This is a genomic window from Devosia algicola (genome assembly GCF_028816455.1).
Taxonomy (GTDB): Bacteria; Pseudomonadota; Alphaproteobacteria; order Rhizobiales; family Devosiaceae; genus Devosia; species Devosia algicola.
Genome location: NZ_CP118246.1, coordinates 2,065,198 through 2,088,983, shown reverse-complemented (window position 1 = coordinate 2,088,983; position 23,786 = coordinate 2,065,198). Strand labels below are relative to the sequence as shown.

The window sequence follows — 23,786 nt, the reverse complement described above, 5'->3', positions numbered from 1 at the left end:
CCGAATAACTATAACTCAGGGTCGGGCGACCCTGTCCCCGCGCCCGGCGCCTGTTGCGGTGGCCCATATCAGGGCCATGTCGGCTTTAAGGGACATATCATCCAAATATGTCGCATCAAGTTTGGCTAGCCTCTCGGGGTCAGACATATCAACGCCTGCGATCTGGGCAATGCCGGTAATGCCAGGACGGACTTTGTCGAGGCCCTGAACGCGCCGCGCTTCGATAAGTTGGGTTTGGCTGGGCAGGCAGGGACGGGGCCCGACAAAGCTCATATCCCCGATCAAAATATTCCAGATTTGTGGCAGTTCGTCGATTTTAGTGCCGCGCATCAATCGACCCACCTTGGTGATTGCTGTGACACCGATTTCGTGACTGGGGGCGTCAGGTGTATCAATCCGCATGGTGCGAAGCTTCAGGCAGGTAAAGGGAACCTCGTGGTAGCCGATCCGTGTTTGCCTGAAAATTGCAGGTCCTGCCGACGTCAAGCGCACGAGGATGCCAAATATCAGCACAATCACCAGTACAAACGGGGCAGCGATCAGCGCCAATAATACGTCAAACAGGCGTTTCATCGCATGTCCTGGCGGTGTGAATTTGTTGATCTGGCTAATGAATTAAACCCTGCCCCGGAGATGCGAATAGCTTCATCCAGCGATAGCGTAGATTCGAACTCAAAAGTCTGGTTAAATCGTGTGGCGTCAATATGCAACGGGCCAGTCAGAGCCGCCAATTGCCGCCGCCGCCCAGTTGCGGCGCCAATCCAGTCAAACACAAATGGCGGGCAGGAGAACAGGCGCGGACCAAGCCCCATGCCGCGACGCAACTGGGTGATCAACGCGGGCAGGGTAATCGGTTGCGGATCCGCAATGCAATAGTTGCCCGATTGGTCGGGTCTTGCTGGTCGATCCAACAAATGACAAAGCGCCTCGATCAGCGTTTGAATGCTCAGATAATGGCGTTGATTGCGAATTGAGGCGAAAGGTAGCGGCAGACCCGAACGCGCCAGTTTTTGTAAGTTGGCCCAATTGCCTCTGGCGTCGGCACCAACAATCAGCGGTGGACGGAGCGAGATAGCCATGCAATGTCGTCCAAGTTGCTCGCTCACAATTCTCTCGGCGGCTAGTTTGGACTTCCCGTATTCGCCGTCAGGCGCTGGATTGGTGTCGTCGGTTATATAAACCGCAGACGTGTTTCCGGCCACGGATCGTATAGAACTAATATTGATGAATGTACGTAAGTCGTGCCGAAGTGACTCCATAACCAGCGATTTCGTCGCTGCGACATTGGCCTTTTCAAACTTGGCCGCGGCGCTATCCGCATCGGCTTTGGCGACATGGGCAAGCCCCGCCACATGTACGACCCGGTCAATATCGGTGAATGCCGACGACAACTCCGCATCCGCTAAATCGCCACAGCATATAACGCGCACCAATTCGTTAGACCGCACAATTGGGTCTACCCTTTGATCGCTTCGAACTGCGAGCGACAAGTGACTGCCGCGCGCCAGTAGCGCCGCCACCAAGTGACGACCGACAAATCCAGTCGCGCCAGTAACCAATATTCTCTTATTAGTCACTTAGAATCTCCCAAGATACGCGCGATCCGAGTACTGGCATCGGGATTGTCGCTCTCATCCTTGAATCAACTCAAACAATATCTGCCGTGCGTCCTGTTCGTTTTGCGCAACTAGGGCATTTTTGAGACTATCAATGCCTCCAACAATGTCCCGGTCAGTGGCGCCGCTGCGGGGCGAGCGCAATATTTTGGTGTGCAGGGTCTTTTCGGCGCTGGCGTCGTCGTAAAATAGGCTCTTCATAGAGCTTTTCGCCGGGACGTTTGCCCGTTTCAACAATTTCAATATCGCCATCGGGATTGTCTGGGTTGCGCAAGCTAAAGCCTGCCAGCTTGATCATGTTTTCTGCAAGGTCGCGGATCTGTATGCTCTCACCCATTTCAAGCAGGAACACATCCCCGCCCTTGGACAACGCACCGGCTTGAACAATTAACTCGGATGCTTCGTGGATGGACATGAAAAACCGGGTCATGCGATTGTCGGTCAAGGTGATTGGTCCACCGCGGGCAATCTGCTCCTTGAAGAGCGGCACGACCGAGCCGTTTGAGCCCAGTACATTGCCAAACCGGACCGCACAAAACAGCTGACCACTATTGGCACTGAACGCTTCCATTGCCCGCTCGCGCACAATCAGTTCGGCCCAGCGCTTGGTCGCACCCATTACGTTGGTGGGGCGAACGGCCTTATCGGTCGAGATCAGTACAAAGTTCTTGACCCCCAGATCGAAGGCCGCGTCGGCTACTGTTTTGGTGCCGAACACATTGTTCTTGATCCCTTCCAGGGCATTGGCCTCCACTAGCGGCACATGTTTGTGGGCGGCTGCATGAAATACGACATCAATGCGATTGTGCGTGATTGTATGTTCAACCAACGCCCTGTCGGTTACTGAGCCCAAAACGGGGACCAGCGACAAATCCCGACGCTCCGATAGTTCCTGGTCAATACGGTAAAGCGCAAACTCATTGGCTTCAAACAGCACCAGCCTTTGGGGGCGCCACTGAGCAATCTTGCGACACAATTCCGAACCAATAGACCCTCCCGCACCGGTGACCATAATGGTGCGGCCAACAATCATTTGGCGAACAAGCTCAAGATCCGGTGGTACCGATGAGCGACCAAGCAGGTCGTCAATATCAATCTCGCGCACTTGATTGATCAAATATTTGCCGGTGACCAAGTCCGTTATGGGGGGCAATGACTGCACCTTGATGCCTTGCCCACTTACATTTTCGACGATTTCCTTGCGGCGCTGGGCGCTGATGCTGGGTATCGACAGAATTACCTGTTTCACACCATAGTCACGTATGAGGGTGGGCAGGAAACTGGGCGGGAAAACCCGAATGCCGCTGACCTCGCGTTTGTGCAGCGCCGGATTGTCGTCCAAAAAGCCCGCAACATAATGGTCGGCTTTGAGCGAATTGGCCAGTTGCATACCCGCTTCACCGGCGCCATAGACCACCACCGCTTGCCGTTTCAACGCCGATTTTCGTGCCGTGGGCAGTAGCAACCACTTTGCGATAAAGCGGCTGCCGATAATCACGATCGCAGATAGGGCCCAGTAGATGATTGGCACGGAACGAGGAACAATGCCGCGTCCGGTCATTTCGGTCAAAAACGCCACGAACAACCACAGCAGGGTTGCTAGCGTAACAGCCTGAATCATGGTCCAAATGGCGCGTTCCGGCAGATACCGAACGACGGCTCGATATAATCCCATTCTGATAAAAATCGGGATAGCTACCAGCGGCGCGGAAAACGCGATTGCCCAATCATCCAGATAAAATAGGGAGTTCCAACTACCGAAGCGCAATCCAAAACTAAGCCACATGACAAAGGCGAGCGCAAAAAAGTCGAAGCCGATCAGAATCAATCGCTTCCACCGTCTTGGCAGACCGAGCAATCTTGTTCTGACGCTACTCGTCATCGGTTCAACAGACTTAAAATACCGCATTACCAGTCGCGTCCCAAAAATGTCGTAAAAGGTCAAACGACTGCCGACCCCATATCACAGCGTCATATCGGGTTGTAGTCGGTCACGCGCCCCAACAGAAGTAGTCTTTGCCGTCGCCGGTGTCGGCGCAGCGTATATTTCAACTAAATCCTCGAATCGGCTTGCGTCGTCAAGTTGGCGTCAGCACACGCGCAGAAGCGCGTACGATGAGGGCCGCGGTCGTACAATGACTATCACAGTCATTCGGAATCAGGCGCTTTCTCGTACATACAGTGTCCACGGTACGGTGAATTTGTGCGGGGTGGACCTGGTACTCCTGTCCAGGGCATTGATCAGATGCTCGCTGGCCTCGGTCAGCGAAAGGCCTCTCGGGCCGATTGTGGTGAGCCGGGGATTGGCATAATAGCCTTCAATCGCATTGCCGCAACCGATGACGGCGATATCGTCGGGTACCGAGACGCCGAGACGCGAAAATTCCTCAAGGACCGAAACGGCGCTGAAGTCTGACTCCAAAACAAGGGCGCTCGGTCGCTTGGGCATGGCGAGGATTTCTCGGGCGCGACTGGTCGCGGTGTCACGCGAGTCAGCGCCATCGAACATCGAAAAATGTAACTGCCCATTTGATTGGGCCGCGCGTTTTACTAGTGATTGCGTGCGAGAATTGACCAAGACCCCGCTGTTTTCCATATAGGCGATGTGACGGTGCCCGCGCGCCAGCAAGTGATCGATTGCCAAGTGCAGCGCGGCTTCGCGCTCATGGCAAAGAACTGAATAGGACCGTGGGGTGGCGGTAGGATGAATAATGAGGCAGGGGCGAGTGGAGCGGGTGTAGGGTCCAAAAATCTCATCGAGTTCAGCAAGTGTCAGACCATCGGCCTCAGCGATAAGCCCGTCAGCGAGCCCGGCTTCGACTTCGGCAAGAACACGTTGAAAGCCATTTTTGTCATTGCCCGTCAAGATAATGGTCAAAAGGCCGTGGCGTCTGGCAACGGTCTCTATATCGCTTGTCATCTTGTCGGCAAAAGGGGTGCCTAGCCTGGACAGCAGAATGCATATACGCTCGGTCCGTTGTCGGCGCAAATGACGCGCCGTCTTGTTTTGCACATAGCCCAGCTGGCTGACCGCTTGCTGAATACGTTCGCGCGCGGCAGGGCCAACGCGCAACACGTGCTCTTCCTGCTCGCTGAAGAAATAGGAAACGGCGGCCGTTGACACCTGCGCGAGCCGGGCAACATCTGCCATGGTAGGGCTGCGCGTCGCGGCGGTGGCGTTATTTTTAGTATAATCCAAACCCACCCGATCCAATGTTCAGGCGCCCGATTTATGCCTCACCGGGCACAATTTCGGGACGCTGTTGTTCTGCTCGATCAATGCGATCCAGTAGTCTTGCTCTTAGTTCCGCCCGCCTTGGCGCAAAATCGGGGACGCTCACCAGATTATTGAGTTCATAGGGATCAGCGACCAGATCGTAAAGGTGAGTTTCGACATAGCGCTGGCTATTGGGATGCAAATTGCCGTCCATGCCGGGCACGCCAACTTCATATTTCCATTGAGATGTACGCAGCGCCCGTCCCACATGATCTTCGCTGATCTGGACAAATACATCCTGATCATGGCGTTCATCCCAAAGTGATGCATTGAGCAGGGAGCGTCCCTGCATCTCCTCTGGTATTGGTAGGCCGGCTGCGTCGAGCAGGGTTGGCGGCAGGTCGATCAGGCTCACCATACCGTCAAATTCACCCTTGCCGGAAAACCCGGGGCCGTGCAGCAAGCTGGGTACGCGGATCGAGGCGTCGTGGCAGGACCGCTTATACTCACTATTTCGGGTCTTGAAATGACAGCCATGATCGGCGCTGAACAAAATGATGGTGTTGTCGAGCATGTCGAGGCTGTGCAGGGCGTCGACCAGGCGCCCGAACGCTTCATCCAGGCGCTGGACCATTCCCATATAACCGGGGAAATGGGCTTGGCTGGTACCGCCTAAAGCGGCCAGATCTGGCGGCAGGGTCATGGTGCGGCGAATGCGTTCCTCATAGCCAATCGGAGCGGGGTAGTCATCGTTCTGGTTCTGGTGATGAGGCTCCAGAAACGACAGGAACATGAAAAACGGACTGCCGTGTTGTTGGGCGACATAGCGGATCGCCGCATCAGTCAGGGCGTCCACCCGATAGCCGGGCAGTTTGATCTGATCATTATTGTCGTCATAGGCGACGGCGTCATAGGCCCAGGACGTAAATTCGAGAATATTGGCGGCGAGCCAATGCTTGTACCCGCCGCGTTCCGACTTGGGCACGGGTTCATTGTCAGCTAAATGCCATTTGCCAATATAAGCGGTGTCGTACCCTGCATCACTAAAGTGGTGTGCCAGCGTTCTGGACTCTTTCGGCAAGGGGATGCCGTTGCGGAAGCAACCGGTGGTGGTTGGATATTTTCCAGTCTGGAAGGCCGAGCGTGCCGGTCCGCACACGGGCTGGCAGGTATAGGAGTGGCGCAGAAACTGACCGGCTTTGGCCATGCGGTCAAAGTTGGGCGTGAGCCTGCATTGGACTGCCGTGAATGCCCACTGAATCCCAGCGTTGCTGGTCGGTAAAAAAGACGATGACGTTGGGTTTGGAACTCATTAGCGGCCCTCCAAGCGTTATTTCATGCCCGTCGTCATCACGGAGCGGACAAAATAGCGTTGCATGAAAATAAAGAGCAAAAGACTGGGTAAAAACAGGATGACGCCGCCCGTGGCGGTCAAATTCCACTGTGTGAAAAATTCGGAATTGAACAGAGTCAATCCAGTAGTGATTGGGCGCATTTCGGTGGTGCTGACGACAATCAACGGCCACAAAAATTCATTGAACTGGAAAACGAAGGTCAACAGGCCCAGGGTTGCGAAGGCTGGTCTCAACTGGGGCAGCACGATCGCTGTATAAATCTTTAGATCCGACGCGCCATCGATCCGCGCCGCGTCGATGAGTTCATTGGGAATTGGTAAAATGAATTGGCGCATCAAAAAGATGCCATAGGCGCTCATCGCAAAGGGCATGATGAGCCCTTGATATGTATTCAGCCATCCCATTTTGGCCGTCAGAATATAGAGGGGGATCATGCGAATGAAGAATGGCAGCATCAATGTCGATAGTAGCATGACAAACAATGGGCGTTTTCCGGGAAACTCCATTTTGGCAAATACATAGCCGATCAGCGGATCAAAAATCAGATGCAGGGCGGTGATGCCGCCGGCCAGAATGAAGCTGTTGAGAATGAAACGGGCAAAGGGCGCCTTTTCCCAGATGGTTAGATAGTTGGAAAATTGTAGAACCGAGGGAAACAGCACAGGCACGCCGCTATACATGTCCGCGTCGCTCTGGAGCGAGAGCGAGAGCATGTAAAAGAAGGGGAAAAGCGCCAAAATCACGCACAATCCCAAAACGAGATACATGCCGGCCTTAAGCCCGATAGGCGTTTGGTTTCTGCGTCGAGCCATTAGTACCTGACCTGTTTGTTGAGCAGGCGAAACTGCAGAAAAGTGATGAGAAGAATGGCAAGGAGCATCAAAAACGAGAGTGCCGAGGCGTAACCGATATTAAGTTCGGTAAAGGCTGTTTCATACACATGAAGCGAGAACAGCCGCGTCGCATCGGCCGGGCCACCGCCGGTGAGTAATATGGGGGCCGATACATCCTGCAAATGCCCAATGGTGGTGATAACCGCCAGGAACAAGGTGGTCGGCACCAGCAGAGGAACAGTGATTTCGAGGAACATTTGGTGACGCGATGCACCATCAAGTTCTGCCGCTTCATATAGATTTTCTGGAATGCCCTGGATAGCGGCAATGTAGATCAACATGGCATAGCCAATGTCTTTCCACACCACTATGCCAATCATCGCCGGCAGCGCGGTGGCCGGATTGCTCAGCCAGTTCTGAGTGGGCAAATTAAAGCTGATCAGAATATTGTTAAGAATGCCGGAATAGGGATCGAGAATGTTCTTCCACATCAGTGCGACGATCACGAACGAGATGATATAGGGGAAAAAGATCATTGCCCGTATGGCATTACGGCCCTTAATTGGCCCAGCCAGAATGGCGGCCAGGCCCAAGGCGGGGATAAGGGTGAGTATGGTGGCAGATACGCCAAAAATGATCGTACGAATAAAGGCGTCGCGCACTCGGGCGTCAGTAAACGCTTCGACATAGTTCGACAGGCCTGCAAACTGTGCGTCACCAATCAGGGGCTGTCCGCGAAAGAAGCTGGCGAAAAACTCAACGACGATTGGATAGAAAAAATAGAGACCGAAATAAATTATTGCGGGCATCAGAAGCGCATAGGCCAACAGCGCCTGACGCACTCTCCAATTGCGAAGCGAAGCCATGAACAGCACCTTTACAAGCCAGGTCCAACCACTAGAGGGCGCCATACCGCGACCTAGGGCGCGGTATGGCTGGGCTGTTTATTGGCCGGCCAGCACCTTGTTGGCTTCGGCTGCATAATGGGTAAGTACTTCCTGGGCGGGTTTGTTGTTGTAGAGAATGTCCTCAATCGCCGTGCCAAAGAGCCTCATCAACCCTGGCGCTCTTGCCGGTGAGGCGCAAGTCGGCAGTCGTATCGCGAGCATAGGCCAGGCATTGACCGAACTTACCCAAGATCGGGTCCGCCTGAATGTCCGCATCTGCGGCCCACGATTTGCGCGGCATGGTCATGCCGTTAGCCTTGGATGCCTCCAGCTCAGTTTCTAGCGACACAAACCGCTTAAGCAGATCCCATGCCTGATCGGGATGTTTGGCCGCTTTGGGAATCATCAAGCTAACCCCACCGGCGCTGGTGGCTTGAATTTTTTGGGTGAGAGCGGGCGCAATGTCCCAGTTCAGGTTGGGGTTGCCAGTTCTGATGGGGCCAACATCCCAAGGACCTGTAAGAATCATGGCGGCGCGCCCAGCGGTAAAGAGCTTTTGCGGGCCTTCATAGTCGGCGCCCGCAACAGGTAACGGCGCGGCTTTGTCTTTATGTATGAGGTCGGCTACAAACTGCACCGCCTCGGCGGCCTCAGGGCTGTCGAACAGTACCTTGTTGGTTTTGGGGTCGTAATAATCGCCGCCATTTTGATAAATCCAAGGCCAGTAATAACTGGCTACCTGGTTCGGCGCGAAACCGAATTTACCATTTTTGGCGGCTGCCATGGCAAAGTCCCGGAACTGGGTCCAGTTAGTGGGCGCCGCATCAAGACCAGCCTCTTCTAGCATGTCCTTGTTGTAGACCAGCGCCACGCAGGTCAGGTGAATTTGTACGCCGTAATAGGTGCCATCGACCATGTTGCGCGATACCGAAAAATCCTGCCAATCATCGGGATAGCCCATATCCGCGCCGTCCCGGGCGATGTAATCGTTTAACGGGGTCAAAAGGCCCTGCTGGCCAAATTCCTGTACCCAGCCACCGGGCTCGGCAACCAGATCCGGGGTATTGCCAACGGAGAAATCGGCAACCAGCTTGGTCCGCATATCGGGCCACTGAAAGCGCTCCCATTGCACATTCCAGCCCGGATTATCGGCTTCAAATTGCTTGATGACATTGGCATAAGCATCATATGCGTGCCCGGCATTCCAGTAGACCTTCAAGGTCTCTGCATTGGCCGCGCTTACCATTGCCAAGGCGGAGACGCCGATAATAGCGAGGCGCTTTACGTTAGTGGCATATCCCATAATTCCCCCTCCCAGGGTTTGCACAGGTAGACGTTATACGATTAACTTGTTTCTCTATCTTAATCGGTAATCATCGAAAAAGAAGGTTACTTACTCTGTTATAGCCTAAGTTAATGGATTAACTAAATGCAATTTCGAAGTCAATCCCCACAGCCAATCGCGCTGACAAGTCCATGCGTTCACACTCATCGGTGCGTTTTAAAGGTCAATATGCTTGTCGCGTTATTTTCGATGGCTCTGTCATCGCGTGCCACACGGGCAGGTTCTGGCGCGATCGCCATACGAGCCTTAGCAAGGCCCTAGGACGTCACGCGACCAAGGTGGATCGGGTGAGCGGTTGGCGCTCGTAGATGCGGCAGCCTGAACTAGATGGAAATAAAACCGAAGGCCATTGGGCCGGAGGCGAGCAGGCGTGAATCTCGCTATTCTGCCGATACGGGCCGGAAGCGCTACCACTGGTCGACAAAATAGAAATAGCCTAGGCTCAGGACCTATTAAATTGCTTGCAGAGCGGGCGATGAGTTGATTCATTGGCAGCGCGAGGAGGCGTTGCCATGAGTGACCTGATCTGGCTGTCGGAGGCGCAGATGCACCGGATCGAGCCATATTTTCCGTTGTCGCACGGAGTGCCGCGGGTTGATGACCGACGGATCATCAGCGGCATCATCTTTGTGATCCGCAACGGTCTGCGGTGGCGTGATGCGCCTGCGGCTTACGGTCCGCCGAAGACGATCTACAACCGGTTCATTCGCTGGAGCCGGATGGGCGTTTTCAACAAGATATTCGCGGCATTGGCGGCGAAGGGCGGCAAGCCGGAGCAACTGATGATCGACGCTACCCATCTCAAAGCGCACCGCACGGCGGCCAGCCTGCTTAAAAAGGGGCTGTTCCCAGACGTATCGGACGCACCAAGGGTGGCCTGAATTCCAAGCTGCACGCTGTCTGCGATGGCAAGGGCCGACCACTGGTCATGCTGCTCAGCGAGGGGCAGATGAGCGACTACAAGGGCGCAGCGCTGATGATCGACGCCTTACCCAAGGCCAAGACGCTGCTGGCAGACAGAGGCTACGATGCCGACTGGTTCCGAGCCGCCTTGGCCGAGCGCGGCATTGCCGCCTGCATCCCGTCAAAGATCAACCGCAAGGTCCCGATCGCTCACGACGCAGGGCTCTACCGCCAGCGCCACAAGGTCGAGAACATGTTCGGCAAACTCAAGGACTGGCGACGAATCCACACCCGCTACGACCGATGCGCACATACCTTCATGTCCGCCATCTGCATCGCTGCAACCGTCATCTTCTGGCTCAATCAATGAGTCCTGAGCCTAGTTGCTGGCTTGTTTGCAGGTATTGGCGAAGGCGACTACTGGCCAGCGATTTTGACGCAAGGTCAGTTTACGCAACCAACCCGTCGTGTCGCCAAATTTTGCCCGGCACCACGGCCCGTCGGAGGCCATGGTGCAACTGTCTACAACTACACAAGTGTCTTTTTGCGCTGTGCCAACAACATTTGCATCATTGCGAGGTTCGGTATGGACGGCCAAATTGGCTTGAAGCTGAATATGGACGCGACCGTCGGGGGCAGGAGCGGGCTCACCCAGTTCCGTGCGGGGTGCACAGGTTTGACTGTAGCCCAAATAATAGCATCCGCTCGCATTGTAGGCCGCCTGCAGCGTCGCTGCCATGCCGTCACCCCCCGCGCGTTCAATGATCAGCGGCATTTGGTCAGCGGTTTCGCCCGTAACGCGTTTCTGGTTGCCGCCGAGTGTCGCCACCTTGCTACCATCGGTCGCATAAAATACCAACTGACCGTCCTCGATCGACCAAGAGACGGTCGATGCCACAGGCTGCGCACAATGGCTGGTTGAGAGTTGAAGGTGCTCGCCTTTTTTTTCGGTCGAAAGCTCCAGCTTGCACATATTCGACCCATCGCCAAGGCGCTGTTCGTAAAGCTGCCAGCTCCCCGAAAAAGCGCTGACAAAATCTGCTTGCGATTGCGCCAGCGCAGGCATTGCGCCGGCACCAACAAGAGTGATCAGTGCACAGGCAAGTCGCTTCAATCCGGCCTCCATCGATAGTCAAATAAGCGGCGATCATACCGTCGGTGGCCCTACCGCTTTGGTATGCAGGTGTTTAAAAACTAATCTTGGTTACGTTGACGGAGCGCGTTGTCGAAATTGCGACGGGCGCCGCACTGGAACCATAGGATGCGTTGGCGCCGATCTGGGTGTACGACGAGACGGTGCCAGGAGCGGCGGTAATATCTAGACCGATGGTGTTGTTGATGCCGATCTGGTTGAGCGTAACGGTCGCGATCAAGGCCGAGGGTGTTAGCGGGGAGACATTGAGGCTCGCAGAATTGCCCAGACCGATTTGGTTTATGGCGCCGCTTGCGTCGTTGGCCACAATCTCAGCCTGATTGCCATAGCCGTATTGGCTGATGCTGGCAGCGGCATCGCCCCCGACGCCAATCGTCGCGGCATTGCCACCAAATGAATTGGCTGCTGCGTTCAGCGCTCCCGTAACAATCGGGGCATACCATTTCCCCTCAAGCCGCTCGCCAACCGCCGCAACATAGTCATTGTCCTGGGTCAGTTCCACGTGGCCGCAACTTGTCGAAACGAGCGCACACTGGCTGTCAATGGTGATGCGGGCGACGTCATTGGGGCCGCGCTGTACTGCCGGCGTGAGCGGTGTGCCAATCGACGAGAAATTGGACGTGCTTTGATCTGATGAAAAAGAGGCTCCGTCGGGCACCAGGCCGGATGATTCCTGAACGAGATAGAGGACATTGCCATTGCCGGCCATGCTGACCGGGGCTGCTGCCAAAGATATCCCGGAAGCCGCAATTACAGCAACGATGGCGGATCTGTTCAGCACCAATACCACTTTAGCATCCTCCAATAGCACGTTCGCATATTCAATATGCGCGTTGTATCACCGTCAAACTATTTCCGTTGCCATTTTGAGAAAACGACAAACTATTCCCGTATCCGGTTTGAGACACGGCTGATTGATTATTATTCCCCATCACCGAAGCGGTCAACATGTTGTGCGACCCAACTTGGCTTGCAGCAAATAAATTCCCCGTTCCCCGAATTGACATCGCCACACTATTGTCGTGGCCGGTTTGCACAATTTGACCTGGCTGCAGGCCGATCTCGGCGACTGTCGGTTTGAACGCGCTGGTAAGCGGTCCGCCGTTCAGATCGCCGATAATGTCGATATCCAAGCTGTTGGCGCCGCCCCGACCAGTGAAAATCTGTTGAACAGCGATGGCATTATCATCGCCCAGCGCGCTGACGCTCGCTACATTTCTGCTCGTTGATGCGTAATAGTCCGACGTAATATAAAGTGTGTCACTTGCTTTGGCCTGGCCGATAATTGCTGAACCGAGAAGTGCAAGTACTGCAAATATCTTGATCATATTTAATACCCCCTAATGATGGGAGCATCCTGACCGGTGCTTCTAAAAACATACCTCGAAGATTGAGTAAAATTTTATGCTTTTGGCTTCTTTCTGTCCTATTAGCAGTCTAGCGGCCCGCAACGGTTAAAATTTATACAAATTCGACCGAAACGAGGTCAAATTTCCTCATCTAGTTGAGCGTTTCGCCGTCAGCGCCTTGGGCTGGCGGCAGCGCCTTGTCGGCTGGCGCAGCGCCCGCGGTCGAGGGCGCCCCACCGGCTGGCGCTGGATAGGTCGTAACGCTGGCCACCGGCGCGGCCTTTGGCTGCGGTGTGCGGAAGCGGATCGGCTGGGTCTGAACAACTGCCGCCGCATTGCGTGTTACCGGCAAGGCTTGCGGCCGTGTGTCGGCAACCGCTGTTTCGCCGTATTTCTCAACATTATATTGAGCGATCAGTGCATTGCCCGCTGCCTTGTCCTTGAACGACCAGATATGAAGCTGCGCGCCTTCAATGATCAGAGACTTGACGGCTTTTTCGATGGCGCCTTGTACTGCAATTTGCTTGGGCTCGTTTTGAGTGTAGCCGGTTTCAGCCTGCAACAATTTGTCCATCTGAACATAGAGGAACATGTTGCCATCAAGGGCCACCGAAGCGATAACCTTGTTGACTGTTACACTTGCAAGCACTTCGCTGGTTTTTGTCGATACGGCCCGTAGCGTTACCGTGATCGTGTCCTGGGTCCATTTTGTACTGCCGCCAATACCGAGGAAGTTGGCTCCGGCGCCACCGGTCTGCACATTGGTGTCATAGCCGGTGATGCCGCCCTCGAGAATGATCGAGGCACTATTGAGCGGTGGCAAGACACCTGGATTGATGTTTTGCTCGCCGCGATAGACCTTGCGCATTTCGGTGACAATCTGGCGTTCCTTGAGCAGATCGTTGAGCGCGGCGCGGTCGAGAACGGTAAACCAATGCCGCTGCCCGGCGTCCTGCAACGCATTGATCAGCATCGACGAGCCGCCCTGACTGACCGCTTTTGACAGCGACTGAAAGTTGGTCTGATCCTTGAACTGGCCCGTAAGATCAGGAAAATCATAGACGGACACAGTAACCCGCTGGCTTGGCGGCGGGAGCGCGCGCAAATCGGCATTGATCGGCGTAATTGGCGCCAGCACGGGCTGATATCTGCCGGCAGTCAATGAGCCTTTCTGATCGAAAGGAGAGGCAACGCAACCGGTCAACACCACAACAAGCGCGGTACCCAACACGGCCATGGCGAGTTTGCGGGCAGACTGTAATGTATCCGTGACATGCACTTCACTAATATAAGACAATTTCAGCATCCTCGATCAGGGCGTCACAACCAACTGCGGCACGGAAATTACCGTAACGCCCGTCGGATCGGTGATGGTCAGGTTAATGGCGGAGCCCGTATTATCGAACACAACGGTGGTGTCGCCAAAAGTGACAGTCCCATGATTTTGCGGGTTGGCGCCGAAAATGGCATCAGTGACCTGACTGGCCAACGCGGACAATAACCGTCCCTGCAATTGAGAAACAAACAGCGACGCGCCGCTGGTGCTGGAGCCCGAACCGCTGCCTGACGAGCCGCCGGTGCTGGTCGATGTGATCGGCGCGTCACTCGCTGTTGCGGTTTTTTGCGCACCGGCAACGCTTAGCAGATGCGACGAATTGCCAGGATTGCCGCCAAACGCGGGATTGATGGGGGTATAGACCAGATCAGCAGCGAAGGCGCCGCTACTCATGCCGGCGACACATAACAATGTCAGCAAGCAACCACTCAGGACTCTATTCAATTTAACCCCCACAAAACTCAGCGGCGCGAACACGCCAAAATATACGCCGTTTTGTTCAGTCACGAACGCGCAGGCAAGCGCCGAATATCAATGTCGGTCTTTTGAAGCTACACCCCGGAAGTGTCGAGGCCTAACCCTACTGATGCTTAATTGACGTCAGAAATACAATACGCATTGTGACGCGGACTCTGCTGGCATCGCAAGCAAATTCTCGCCAATGGGGACATGGATGCCCGCGTTTTTGCTTCTTTGCGGCCAGCTGTGATGGCAAAGTCACAGAGTCCAAGCCATCAGGACGCCCGGAATCAGAGTTATCCCGGTACTGGCGACAATGAATATCAGAACAATGCCGAGACTTTCTTGTCATCGATGAAAAGCGCACTTGACGTTAATTTACTATTAATAGATTATTGACCTTGCCGTTTAAGTGTTTGTTGACCTAAAAAATGGGGGCGCACCGGGTTTTCTGGGGGCGACGTAGCGATACGAAGCGACGGCAACGAGGTTTTTTAAGTCATTGCGCCGGCCAACTATTTTGTAAGCCGACCAATTTGGGACTTGCTGCATCGGTCGTCGGCAGGGGGAATATTGACGACCACGATTGATGGAATGACAGGCCCCGCCGGGGCTTGGGAATGACGATATTGATGACTGATTACGCGGCAATCATTGGTGTTTTACCGGTGAGGTGCCGAGACTCTTCCCGCAACAATTGCTTTGGCGAGAACGATCTCTCGGTTTGCCCCAATTCATTGCATCGGCAGCGATGCCGCACAATTTGGAGAACAGAGAAATGAAACTCAAACTTGTATTCGTGGCTGCAACAGCGGTCGGTCTAATCATGTCGGCCCAGGCATTCGCCGACCCGAACACCTTGTATTTGACACAGACTGGGGCAGGCAACCAAGCTACGGTGCAGCAAGATGCCGGAAGTGGTGGCAACGATATTGCGAATTCGGGCGCGCACGCGCTGCAGCAGGGCGACAACAACAGATTTTCCGAGTTGCAGTTTACTGGCGGCGGGTTCAGTGGTGGCGACAACGACATTCTTGCAATGAAGCAGGTTGGGGACGGCAACGTGTTCGGTTCGTCCTATTCTAATCAACATTCTGGCGGTGATCGCATCAACAGCTTTTTGCAAAAGGGTAACTTGAACTGGGCTTCGATTGGTCGAAACGGCGCTTCCAGCGCGACTGTGGGGACATTCAATCAGACCGGCAGTTCAAACGCAGCTAAAATTGTACAGCAATCAGGTGCCAGCAACACCGTCACGCTGCTTCAGCAAATTGGCAGCAATAATGGCGTCGCGTTTGGATCTGGCGGCCCGCAAAATGCGAACCAGTGGGCAACATCAATTCTTCAGTCAGGAAGTAACAACTTAGTTAAAGAGTCCAGCATTTACGGTGATAACAATAAAAATAATTCACCTGTGAACAGCATCGTTCAAATCGGTGACTACAATGGTCGCACGAATTCGGTCGCGCGTACTCGTGGTTCTGTCGGCAACTTCATTCATGTCTCAGAAACCGGAAATTGGAACAATTTCAATGTTCTCCAGGGGATCAACACATCCTCGACCGGGAATCAAGTTACGCTTACCCAAATGGGTAGTTATAACTCGGGAAGTGTCACTCAATTTGGCAACGATAACTGGTTGACTGCGACCCAGATTGGCGACGGAAACACTGCCACCGCCAATTTTAGCGGCGACAGGAACGGAAATGGGGCGTTTTCGCTTTTTAACGGCCTACACCAGCCCGTCTTGCCCGTAAACGCTTACCTTGTTCAAGGCACAATCTATCAGGACTCAACCGGCGGCGCAGGCAACAGCGTCACTTACAATGTAACAGGATCGGACAACCTGTTTGCGATGGCCCAACTCGGTGGTTCAAACTCCATTACGGGCAAGGTTAACTCTGATAGCAACGAAGTTGCTGTGCTGCAGACTGGAAATAGCAACGTCACAAATTTTGTGCAGCAGGGCGGCAGCGCCAACGCTATTTCTGTTAGCCAATAACTGGCTAATTAGGGTCGAGCGGATATGTTCGACCCCAACTTTACATGATAGAGCGCTGGACCGCGGCGAAGTACGTCGCGGTTTTGCATTCTAAACTCAAATCCATGACCACGAGGCACGAGCGATGCAGCGGGCAATATCCATTCTCAACGCCAGTATTGTCGCATCGTTGCTCTTACCCTTCTCGGTTGCCCTAGCTGACGCCAACTATCTCAACATCATCCAGGACGGCAATACCCACGCTGGTGTTGTGGTTCAGACGGGACTTGGCAATAGTTCTGGTCGGTCGGATTTGCCGGTCCATCAGGAAGGGGTATTTAACGATCTGACCCTGACCCAATCCGGTGATGACAACGATATTGGCACCGCCGGGCGGGGGCTTGTGCAGCAGGGCACGGCATCGCTCGATGCGAGTGCTGCCAACAGGGCGACCATTGTCCAGAATTCCAATGACAATCATATTGGCGAGCCTGGTGCAAATGACGTTGGGTATCCATCCAACGACGGGCAACACGCTCGAAGTTACCCAGGATCTCAAGGGCACCAACACCATCGCCTCAATCGAGCAAATTCAGGACAATGCCAATTCGGCCAATTTTGCCACGATTACCCAAACCGGCCTTGGCAACTGGCTGCAGCAATTGTCCCAGCGCACAATTTCCGGCGAGGGGCCCAATCGGGTCACGCTGACTCTAACCGGCGACTATAATGGCATAAATGGTAGCACGCTTGCCGGGGCTGGGCCGCTGGCAATTTTGGCTGCCAGCGTGGGCGCTGCCGCCAGCGAAATTATCCAGAAGGGCGACCTGAGTGGTGGCGCCGGCAATATTGTCGAGTTGGCCGTCACCGGAGACTATAATCAATTTGGCGTGGTCCAGTGGGGTAGCGACAATAGCGTGTCGGAAACAATCACCGGCAGCGACAATTCCTTCGCCAGTTTTCAGTTAGGGCAACACAATCAAATCGTTTCGGGCGGCATTGCGGGCGATAGCAATGACATTGGTATTCGCCAGGTCGGTAACGCCAACAGCGCTTCGGCAGTGTTGAATTGGTCGAGCAGCGACAATCAGGTTGGCATCGGCCAAAATGGCGACGCCAATGATGCTCATGTTTCCGTAAAAGGCGATCATGCCCTGATCGGCGTCAGCCAGAGCGGCAATGGTCACGTGGCGGGCATTAATGCGGTGGGGCAGAATAATGTTGCCCTGGCAATTCAGATCAATGACGGCGCCACATCCAGCATTGGGAACACTTTGAATGTCGACATCAATGGTTCGGGCAATAATGCAACGGTAGGCGGCCGCGCAGCGTCATTCACAGGCGCGGCGCTAACCGCTTTGCCACTGATGCCGGCGTTGCCGCGCTCAAGGCTGATCTCGCCCGATGCAACATTGCTTGTTTCGCTGCACGGTGGCAACATCGAGGTCGTTCCAGGGCTGTTGGCGCAATGGGGCAGCGGCAATAGTATCGACATCAAGATTGGCGACGCGATTGCCTCAAATGACAATCTGTTTGCTGTCCTGCAACGCGGCAACGGCAATGCAATGTCGGCGCGCGTCAATGGCAATGGCAACCAGTTCCTTGTCGCCCAATTGAGCGACGCCAATATTGCCGCAATTGAACAGACTGGCAGTCAGAACGTGGCAATAATCTCGCAATAGCAATGTCCGTCAGCTGCATCTTTGTAACAGTCAGCTTCTGGCTCAATCACTGAGTTCTGAGCTTGAATCAGTGTGCCAACTGCAACTATTGGCAGAAGGGATGGGCTTGGTGTCTGACTTTCACTCGATTGAGAGAAGGGCGGTTTTCACCGCCCATTCCCGTTCAACAGATCCCTTCACGCCGCCTCGCTCAGACGCTTCAAGATATCCATCATGGCCTGGGACTGATCCGTGTGGTGATGGGACAGTTTCCAGTCCGCATTCACCAACCGATAGACGTTTGTCACCCGCTGATTGATCTGGGCCGTGTGGCCGCCGATGACAAGCGTTCCGACCTCGACGCCGGTCTCGACCCCCATGTCGGATCCGGCGACGATTTTTTGCTCCAGAAGCTCGAGTTTGCCGCCACCCGCGATCTCGGCGACCTTGGCGAAGCTACCAACAACGGCGTCATATCCCTGATCGCGCCCGCCGATTGGATGCTGTGCGGATACATCGTCGCTTTGGAGCCAAACGTCCGCCATCGGCGCGGCGTCGCCGGCAGCCATGCGGTTAAGGGCGCCGTAGAACCGGGCGGACGCGGCGCTGATCTCGTTCATTGCAGACATGGTTTGTTTCCTTTCCTGAGTGTGTGCAGAGTTGTTCCCGGTCTAAACCGGGTTCCCGTCATTCACATGAGCGGGATTGGTCAGTCGGCGATTTCTTTCGCGCCGGCCTTTGCCGCGGCGAAAAATTCCGCACGCGCGTTAGTCTTTGGGTACGGCTCGTCCGGAACCTCGACGCCGAGGAAGTCGCAAAGCGGCTTCCAGCCATCGCTGGAATGGAACACAAGTGCCCGCCCTTCAGAGGCGAGTTCACGGGCAGCCATCACGTTGGCCCTGTAGGCGGCAAGGACGCCGTCCCGATCTGTCCGCCCGCCAAGAGCCTTTCCGATGATCACCTTGTTGATCATTTCAAACCAGGGGCGACGCGCCTCGGGCCAGGATGCCTTGTCCAGGATCAGCGGCAGGATTGTCTGCGAAAAACTGGCATACCACTGGTCGGGATCCCGGTCCGACAGGATGACCCTGCCACCGGGCATTGCCGCGAGGACGTCCTTCCAGAAGGCTGAAACCGGGAAATCGACGGCAGCGCGGTATCCCTTGAATATCCGAGCGAAATCGGGGCGGCCCTCGGCGACTTCGCACCAGAGCCTGATCTGCTCGGCCCGGTCGATCACTTCGGACATGTGATGGCAGGGTCCGAAACCTAAACGTTCCAGCGCCGCCTTCAGGGAATAGGTGCCGGTACGGCCAAATCCCGCGCCGATAATTTCGAGTGTCATGGACCCTGATCTCCTGTATGAATATGATCTATCAAGACCATGAAATTCTCTGACCTTGAGGAGAATTTGGCAAAAAATGGCTTAATTTGTCCAACGAAACCATTTCATAGATCATGAATGAAATTGATCTTCATCGCGTCGACCTCAATCTGCTAGTGGTCTTCGAATCTCTTATGGAGACCCGCAGCGTCACCGCGACAGCCGAACAGATCGGGCGCACACAATCCGCCGTCAGCCATTCGCTCGCCCGGTTGAGAGACCAGCTGCAGGACCCGTTGCTTGTTCGGGTTGGCGGCACGATGCAGCCCAGCCCATTCGCCGTATTGATCGTGGAAGATGTTCGTCCGATTCTGCGCAGCATACGCAGGGTCATCGCACCGCGTGGCTTGTTCGATCCCGCCACGAGTGATCGAGTTTTCCGGATTGCCATGCCGACGCTGACGAAGATAATCGCGGAGGTCTCCGCACGGGTCGAGGCGGAAGCGCCGGGCGTGAAGATTGAGTGGCTTCCTGCGCATTATGATGTCTATGCGGCGCTCAGCGAAGGCCTTATCGATCTGGCGCATCTCGGCGGCGAACCGCGCCTGCCCGAAGGCCTTGCGCAGCAGGTGATGGAACCGTTCTCCTGGGTAACCTTCGCGCGACAGGATCACCCGGCCTGCGAAGCCTGGGGCCTTGATGCGTGGCGCAAATATCCGCACATTATGGTCAACGTCACGCGGTCTAGGTCAAATCCGTTCCCCGTCACGCCGCAAGATGGCGCCGGTGCACGGCGCGTCACCGCGATGATCGGGGATTCGGCTGGCGTGGCCTCCCTGCTTGCGAAGTCGGACTTCCTGGCAACATTCCCGGCCATGCTTCTCGCCTGGGACATGGAGGCCTTCGGCCTAAGGGCGATGAAGCCGCCTGTCGACCTCGACCCGGTTCTTGTCCGATTCTTCTGGAGTTCGCGACTCGCCAACGATGCCGGCAGCATCTGGTTACGTTCGATCGTGATCGAGGCGTACCGACATATGCAGTGCGATGCCGAACAACGTCTTTCCGGCACGGCTCTGCTGCAACCGGGTTGAAGCCGCATGCACCGATAAAACACCTGCCGCTTGCAATATCATTCACGATATCTCGGCACGCTCAAAGGCACAACAAATGAAACTGCCATCGTCAGCAGCTCGATCTCGGTCGTGAAAAGTGGCTGAGGGAAAGAGACTCGATCCCTCCGCTAAAGCCCAGCAAATCCGGCATTTTTATATAATCGGTTGCGCAATTTGTTGCGCAAAATGGCGCCCGGTGCCTACACATAAAAGGCCGCAACGTATCGACCAACCTGGTCGTTTCTCAACGACAATCCCGAGTCAAATCCAACTGACAATCAACAGGCTAGATCAAAGTCACTGTGTTAAGCTAAGTCCTCCGAAAACATCATTTGCGCCTGTGCAAGACTTTTCAAACCACCGGTTCCCCCGTTCGCGCCGGCGGTCAATGCACCACACGCATTGCCAAGCGCCAGCCGGTATTGCGGCGCCGCACCGTCCAGCATCGCCCGCAGATAGCCTGCGTTAAACGCATCGCCCGCACCGGTCGTATCTATAACCTGCACCGAAAAACCGGCATGAGTTTGCACATCGCCACCGCGGTACAGAAGCGATCCCTCACTGCCAAGCTTAAGCGCAATTGCAAAAGCGCCCATCGCATGAAGTTTTTGGAGCCCTGCCATCACATCTTGGGTGCCTGACACGCCCGCCAGTTCGACCCGATTGGGAAAGATCACCGATAAATATGGCAAGACCCGTGACAGCATGCTGGCGTCCCACGTTCCCGTGGGATCCCACCCCAAATCCAGCGATATGGTCTGCCCCTCGCTCGCGCAGAAGCAAAAAGATGGGGTAAATCGGGCCATAATCCTGACTGAATGTAAAACGATCCGATGTGCAAATGCCGCGCGTCGGCAATCAAATCATCGCTGATGTCGGCGACAGAAAACGTCGTCATTGTGCCGTAGCGAGTCAGCAGCATTCGGTCCGAGGGATATGACAATGAAACCGTGATTCCAGTCGTCAGATCGGGGTGTGTCTTTACGCCGCCAATGTCGACACCTTCCACAGTCAGTGCATCCCGGCAAAACTGCCCATACTCATCGTCGCCGACGAGGGCAGCCATTGCAGTGCGCAGCCCAAGTCGCTGCATCAACACGCATGAGATCGCTGTTGAACTGCCAAGCGTAAGGGTTTGTGCCCCAAAAACCTGTTCGGTCCCAATAACCGGACCGCTCACGTCAAACCCCGACAGGATCAGATCGGGATTCAATTCGCCAATCGCAAGAACATCATACATCGCGTCAGAACATAACAACTTTGGACAGGTTGGCAGGCGCGTCGGGATCCTGATCGCGCCGCAGGGCCGTCGCGAAGGCAAACATCTGCACCGTCAATAATGCTGCTACTGAGCCCGCTGCATCATCGGCGATACCCGTCGGAACCGTCATATCTGCCACCTTGTCATAGGCTACAGCGTCAGCCCCGATCGCAAGCAGCGTGACCCCCAACGATTTGAGGTCGCGAGCCAGCGCAAGTCCATGATCGCGCTCGGACAGGGTAAACAGGACAATTGCCGTGTTTTCATCGGCGCAGGCTTTGGGTCCGTGCCGATAATCAAGGCTGTGATATGCCTCCGAGGTGGCAATCGCCATCTCCTGAATTTTCAAGGCACCTTCCAACGTCAGCGGGTAGGTTGGCCCCGAACCCAGGAATACAAACCGGTCAAAGTTGCGGGCATTCGCCAGATCACTTAGCTGTGGTTCTAGCGCCAGCAAGTCGTGACCCTTTTCGGGCAACTTTGCGAGAGTAGCGCGATCGGCGGCGTCGCCAAAGAACCATTGCGCGGTAATCAGCATCGATGAAAACGAGCGTAGCATAACCAACCCGTCCTCGAACCCTTCGGAAATCAGCACCGGATGGTCGGTCTGGGTCAGTAGGTCGCTGCCATCGCTGCAACTGATTCCCATGGTCGTGAAACCGGCCGCAGTCAATTTTTTGTTGGCAAGGATCAATTCGCTGGAATATCCAGAACGGCTAAATCCGATGGCTAGCTGTCGGGCCGCTGAGCGACGACTTTCAAACGGGTCCAGCAGCGCTTCGCACGACGGAATAGCGCGGGCATTCATACCACGGCGCCGCATCCAGTCTGCGGCGGCCAATGCCAGATAATACGACGTTCCCGAGCCGAGTAATATTAATTCGTCGAAATCGGCCGGATTAACAGGCAGGCTCAACTTTCCGCCTTCCAGTCTGGATATCAAAGCCGCCCAGGCGTCCGGCTGGCTGATCAATTCGCGCCAGGTTAGATCTCCGCTCATGTATGTCTCCGGTTCTTAAATGGGGAATTTACAAGGTTCGGCGCAACCTCGCCCGCGAGGACAGCTAGCGCGTTCCGCACAGCGCCTAAGGCAGCGGCAGATTTGGCGCCATGGGTCAGGCCCGCCTGATGCGGCGTCAGGATCACATTATCCAGGGCAAATAGCGGGCTCTCGGTCAGCGGCTCAACTTCGAACACGTCAAGCGCCGCGCCGCCGATCCGGCCATTAGTCAGAGCGTCGGTCAGCGCCGCCTCGTCGATCAATTCGCCTCGTGCGATATTTACTATAAACCCATTTGGCTGCATCAACGCGATCTCTTGTGCGCCGATCATCCCGCGGGTTTGATCGTTCAGCGACGCATACACACTGACCACATCGGCCTGCGCCATTACATCATGCAAGGGCAGGTAAGTGATGCCCAGTTCGTGTCCAAAATCGAGGTCAGGTGTGCGGGTGTGGCAAATGATTTTCATGCCGAACGCATCGGCTCGGCGGGCGGCGGCCTTGCCGATTTTGCCCAGTCCGATCATGCCAAATGTCGCGCCATAGACATCAAGACTACCTTGAGTATCGGCGGCCCATCGGCCTTGACGGATTGCAAGATCACCACGCCGGATCTGGCGGGTGATGGCCAGCATCAGCCCGATGGAAAATTCAGCGCATTGTTCCGCGTTCACGCCTTTGACGTTGGTCACAGCGATGCCGCGCTCGCTGGCTGCCAACAGGTCAATGTTGTCCGTGCCGGAAGTGTGGTGTGCAATCACTCGCACCTTTGGCACCAGGTCAAGCGCTGCTGCGTCGGTGCCCATCACGCGTCCCATGACAATCGCGTCGGCATCGGCGAGCCTTGGCCAAGCCTTCAGAAGCAATCCGCGCGAAAGGAATGTTGTCGTTGAGATAGGTGACGGTGTGGCCCGATTGCACCAACGCGTCGACCGCACGCGGCAGGACATGCAAGCTGTCTGAAATCACAAGGATATTTCGTGTCGTCATC

Annotated in this window: 24 protein-coding genes and 1 pseudogene; 4 read left to right on the top strand and 21 right to left on the bottom strand. The window is 55.1% G+C overall.

Annotated features, from left to right (window positions below):
• Nucleotides 1-15: 15 nt before the first annotated feature.
• The 8 genes and pseudogenes from PSQ19_RS11040 to PSQ19_RS11005 form a co-directional block, all read right to left on the bottom strand.
• Entirely contained in the window at nt 16-573 is a 558-nt protein-coding gene (locus tag PSQ19_RS11040) for a sugar transferase (RefSeq protein WP_282217772.1), read from the bottom strand.
• Nucleotides 570-1,577, bottom strand: a complete 1,008-nt coding sequence (locus PSQ19_RS11035) for an NAD-dependent epimerase/dehydratase family protein (protein ID WP_282217771.1) — start codon at nt 1,575-1,577, stop codon at nt 570-572. The genes PSQ19_RS11040 and PSQ19_RS11035 overlap by 4 nt, the downstream gene beginning before the upstream one ends.
• 54 nt (nt 1,578-1,631) lie before the next feature.
• Nucleotides 1,632-3,498: pseudogene (locus tag PSQ19_RS11030) on the bottom strand (polysaccharide biosynthesis protein).
• A gap of 276 nt (nt 3,499-3,774) precedes the next feature.
• Complete coding sequence (locus PSQ19_RS11025) at nt 3,775-4,767, bottom strand: LacI family DNA-binding transcriptional regulator (RefSeq protein WP_282217770.1); 993 nt, start codon at nt 4,765-4,767, stop codon at nt 3,775-3,777.
• Between the two features lie 79 nt (nt 4,768-4,846).
• Nucleotides 4,847-6,040 carry a sulfatase-like hydrolase/transferase gene (locus tag PSQ19_RS11020; RefSeq protein WP_282217769.1) on the bottom strand — a complete coding sequence of 398 codons (1,194 nt, stop codon included), beginning with the start codon at nt 6,038-6,040 and terminating at the stop codon, nt 4,847-4,849.
• Between the two features lie 123 nt (nt 6,041-6,163).
• Nucleotides 6,164-7,000, bottom strand: a complete 837-nt coding sequence (locus PSQ19_RS11015; RefSeq protein WP_282217768.1) for a carbohydrate ABC transporter permease — start codon at nt 6,998-7,000, stop codon at nt 6,164-6,166.
• Nucleotides 7,000-7,887: a carbohydrate ABC transporter permease gene (locus PSQ19_RS11010; RefSeq protein WP_282217767.1), complete on the bottom strand. Its 888-nt coding sequence runs from the start codon at nt 7,885-7,887 to the stop codon at nt 7,000-7,002. Before PSQ19_RS11010 ends, PSQ19_RS11015 begins: the two co-directional genes overlap by 1 nt.
• 163 nt (nt 7,888-8,050) lie before the next feature.
• Entirely contained in the window at nt 8,051-9,211 is a 1,161-nt protein-coding gene (locus PSQ19_RS11005) for an ABC transporter substrate-binding protein (protein ID WP_282217766.1), read from the bottom strand.
• Nucleotides 9,212-9,765: 554 nt separating this feature from the next.
• On the opposite strand from PSQ19_RS11005, the gene PSQ19_RS11000 reads away from it, so the two are divergent.
• A protein-coding gene (locus PSQ19_RS11000) for an IS5 family transposase (RefSeq protein WP_282217765.1) occupies nt 9,766-10,526 on the top strand; the annotation gives its coding sequence in 2 pieces (ribosomal slippage) (nt 9,766-10,099 and nt 10,099-10,526; 762 coding nt in all).
• Between the two features lie 9 nt (nt 10,527-10,535).
• Here the strand turns inward: PSQ19_RS11000 and PSQ19_RS10995 are convergent.
• The 5 genes from PSQ19_RS10995 to PSQ19_RS10975 form a co-directional block, all read right to left on the bottom strand.
• Nucleotides 10,536-11,270 (bottom strand): AprI/Inh family metalloprotease inhibitor, encoded by a 735-nt coding sequence (locus tag PSQ19_RS10995; RefSeq protein WP_282217764.1) that lies wholly within the window; start codon nt 11,268-11,270, stop codon nt 10,536-10,538.
• A gap of 73 nt (nt 11,271-11,343) precedes the next feature.
• Nucleotides 11,344-12,099, bottom strand: coding sequence for a hypothetical protein (locus tag PSQ19_RS10990; RefSeq protein ID WP_282217763.1), 756 nt, complete (start codon nt 12,097-12,099; stop codon nt 11,344-11,346).
• 31 nt (nt 12,100-12,130) lie between these two features.
• Nucleotides 12,131-12,637, bottom strand: coding sequence for a hypothetical protein (locus tag PSQ19_RS10985; RefSeq protein WP_282217762.1), 507 nt, complete (start codon nt 12,635-12,637; stop codon nt 12,131-12,133).
• A gap of 172 nt (nt 12,638-12,809) precedes the next feature.
• Nucleotides 12,810-13,955, bottom strand: coding sequence for a CsgG/HfaB family protein (locus PSQ19_RS10980; protein ID WP_282217761.1), 1,146 nt, complete (start codon nt 13,953-13,955; stop codon nt 12,810-12,812).
• A gap of 15 nt (nt 13,956-13,970) precedes the next feature.
• Complete coding sequence (locus PSQ19_RS10975; protein WP_282217760.1) at nt 13,971-14,414, bottom strand: curli assembly protein CsgF; 444 nt, start codon at nt 14,412-14,414, stop codon at nt 13,971-13,973.
• 817 nt (nt 14,415-15,231) lie between these two features.
• Between PSQ19_RS10975 and PSQ19_RS10970 the strand changes: the two genes are divergently transcribed.
• A complete protein-coding gene (locus tag PSQ19_RS10970; RefSeq protein WP_282217759.1) occupies nt 15,232-16,455 on the top strand; it encodes a hypothetical protein in 1,224 nt (407 codons plus the stop codon).
• 193 nt (nt 16,456-16,648) lie between these two features.
• On the opposite strand, the gene PSQ19_RS10965 is transcribed toward PSQ19_RS10970, so the two are convergent.
• Nucleotides 16,649-16,915, bottom strand: a complete 267-nt coding sequence (locus tag PSQ19_RS10965; protein WP_282217758.1) for a hypothetical protein — start codon at nt 16,913-16,915, stop codon at nt 16,649-16,651.
• On the opposite strand from PSQ19_RS10965, the gene PSQ19_RS10960 reads away from it, so the two are divergent.
• Nucleotides 16,905-18,116 (top strand): hypothetical protein, encoded by a 1,212-nt coding sequence (locus PSQ19_RS10960; protein WP_282217757.1) that lies wholly within the window; start codon nt 16,905-16,907, stop codon nt 18,114-18,116. The genes PSQ19_RS10965 and PSQ19_RS10960 overlap by 11 nt on opposite strands.
• 176 nt (nt 18,117-18,292) lie before the next feature.
• Here PSQ19_RS10960 and PSQ19_RS10955 read toward each other — a convergent pair whose 3' ends face one another.
• Entirely contained in the window at nt 18,293-18,724 is a 432-nt protein-coding gene (locus PSQ19_RS10955; protein ID WP_282217756.1) for a nuclear transport factor 2 family protein, read from the bottom strand.
• Nucleotides 18,725-18,804: 80 nt separating this feature from the next.
• Entirely contained in the window at nt 18,805-19,440 is a 636-nt protein-coding gene (locus PSQ19_RS10950; RefSeq protein WP_282217755.1) for a sulfotransferase family protein, read from the bottom strand.
• Nucleotides 19,441-19,553: 113 nt separating this feature from the next.
• Here PSQ19_RS10950 and PSQ19_RS10945 point away from each other — a divergent pair, with 113 nt between their 5' ends.
• On the top strand, nt 19,554-20,510 hold the full coding sequence (locus PSQ19_RS10945; protein WP_282217754.1) for a LysR family transcriptional regulator: 957 nt from the start codon (nt 19,554-19,556) through the stop codon (nt 20,508-20,510).
• 326 nt (nt 20,511-20,836) lie between these two features.
• Here the strand turns inward: PSQ19_RS10945 and PSQ19_RS10940 are convergent, their stop codons facing one another.
• The 5 genes from PSQ19_RS10940 to PSQ19_RS10920 are packed head-to-tail and all read right to left on the bottom strand — an operon-like array spanning nt 20,837 to nt 23,785.
• Nucleotides 20,837-21,238 (bottom strand): carbohydrate kinase family protein, encoded by a 402-nt coding sequence (locus PSQ19_RS10940; RefSeq protein WP_282217753.1) that lies wholly within the window; start codon nt 21,236-21,238, stop codon nt 20,837-20,839.
• Nucleotides 21,205-21,771 (bottom strand): carbohydrate kinase family protein, encoded by a 567-nt coding sequence (locus tag PSQ19_RS10935; protein ID WP_282217752.1) that lies wholly within the window; start codon nt 21,769-21,771, stop codon nt 21,205-21,207. The genes PSQ19_RS10940 and PSQ19_RS10935 overlap by 34 nt, the downstream gene beginning before the upstream one ends.
• Nucleotides 21,772-21,775: 4 nt before the next feature.
• Nucleotides 21,776-22,792, bottom strand: coding sequence for an SIS domain-containing protein (locus PSQ19_RS10930; protein WP_282217751.1), 1,017 nt, complete (start codon nt 22,790-22,792; stop codon nt 21,776-21,778).
• A complete protein-coding gene (locus tag PSQ19_RS10925; RefSeq protein WP_282217750.1) occupies nt 22,789-23,601 on the bottom strand; it encodes a 2-hydroxyacid dehydrogenase in 813 nt (270 codons plus the stop codon). The genes PSQ19_RS10930 and PSQ19_RS10925 overlap by 4 nt, the downstream gene beginning before the upstream one ends.
• Nucleotides 23,576-23,785: a hypothetical protein gene (locus tag PSQ19_RS10920; protein WP_282217749.1), complete on the bottom strand. Its 210-nt coding sequence runs from the start codon at nt 23,783-23,785 to the stop codon at nt 23,576-23,578. Before PSQ19_RS10920 ends, PSQ19_RS10925 begins: the two co-directional genes overlap by 26 nt.
• Between the last annotated feature and the right edge of the window lies 1 nt (nt 23,786).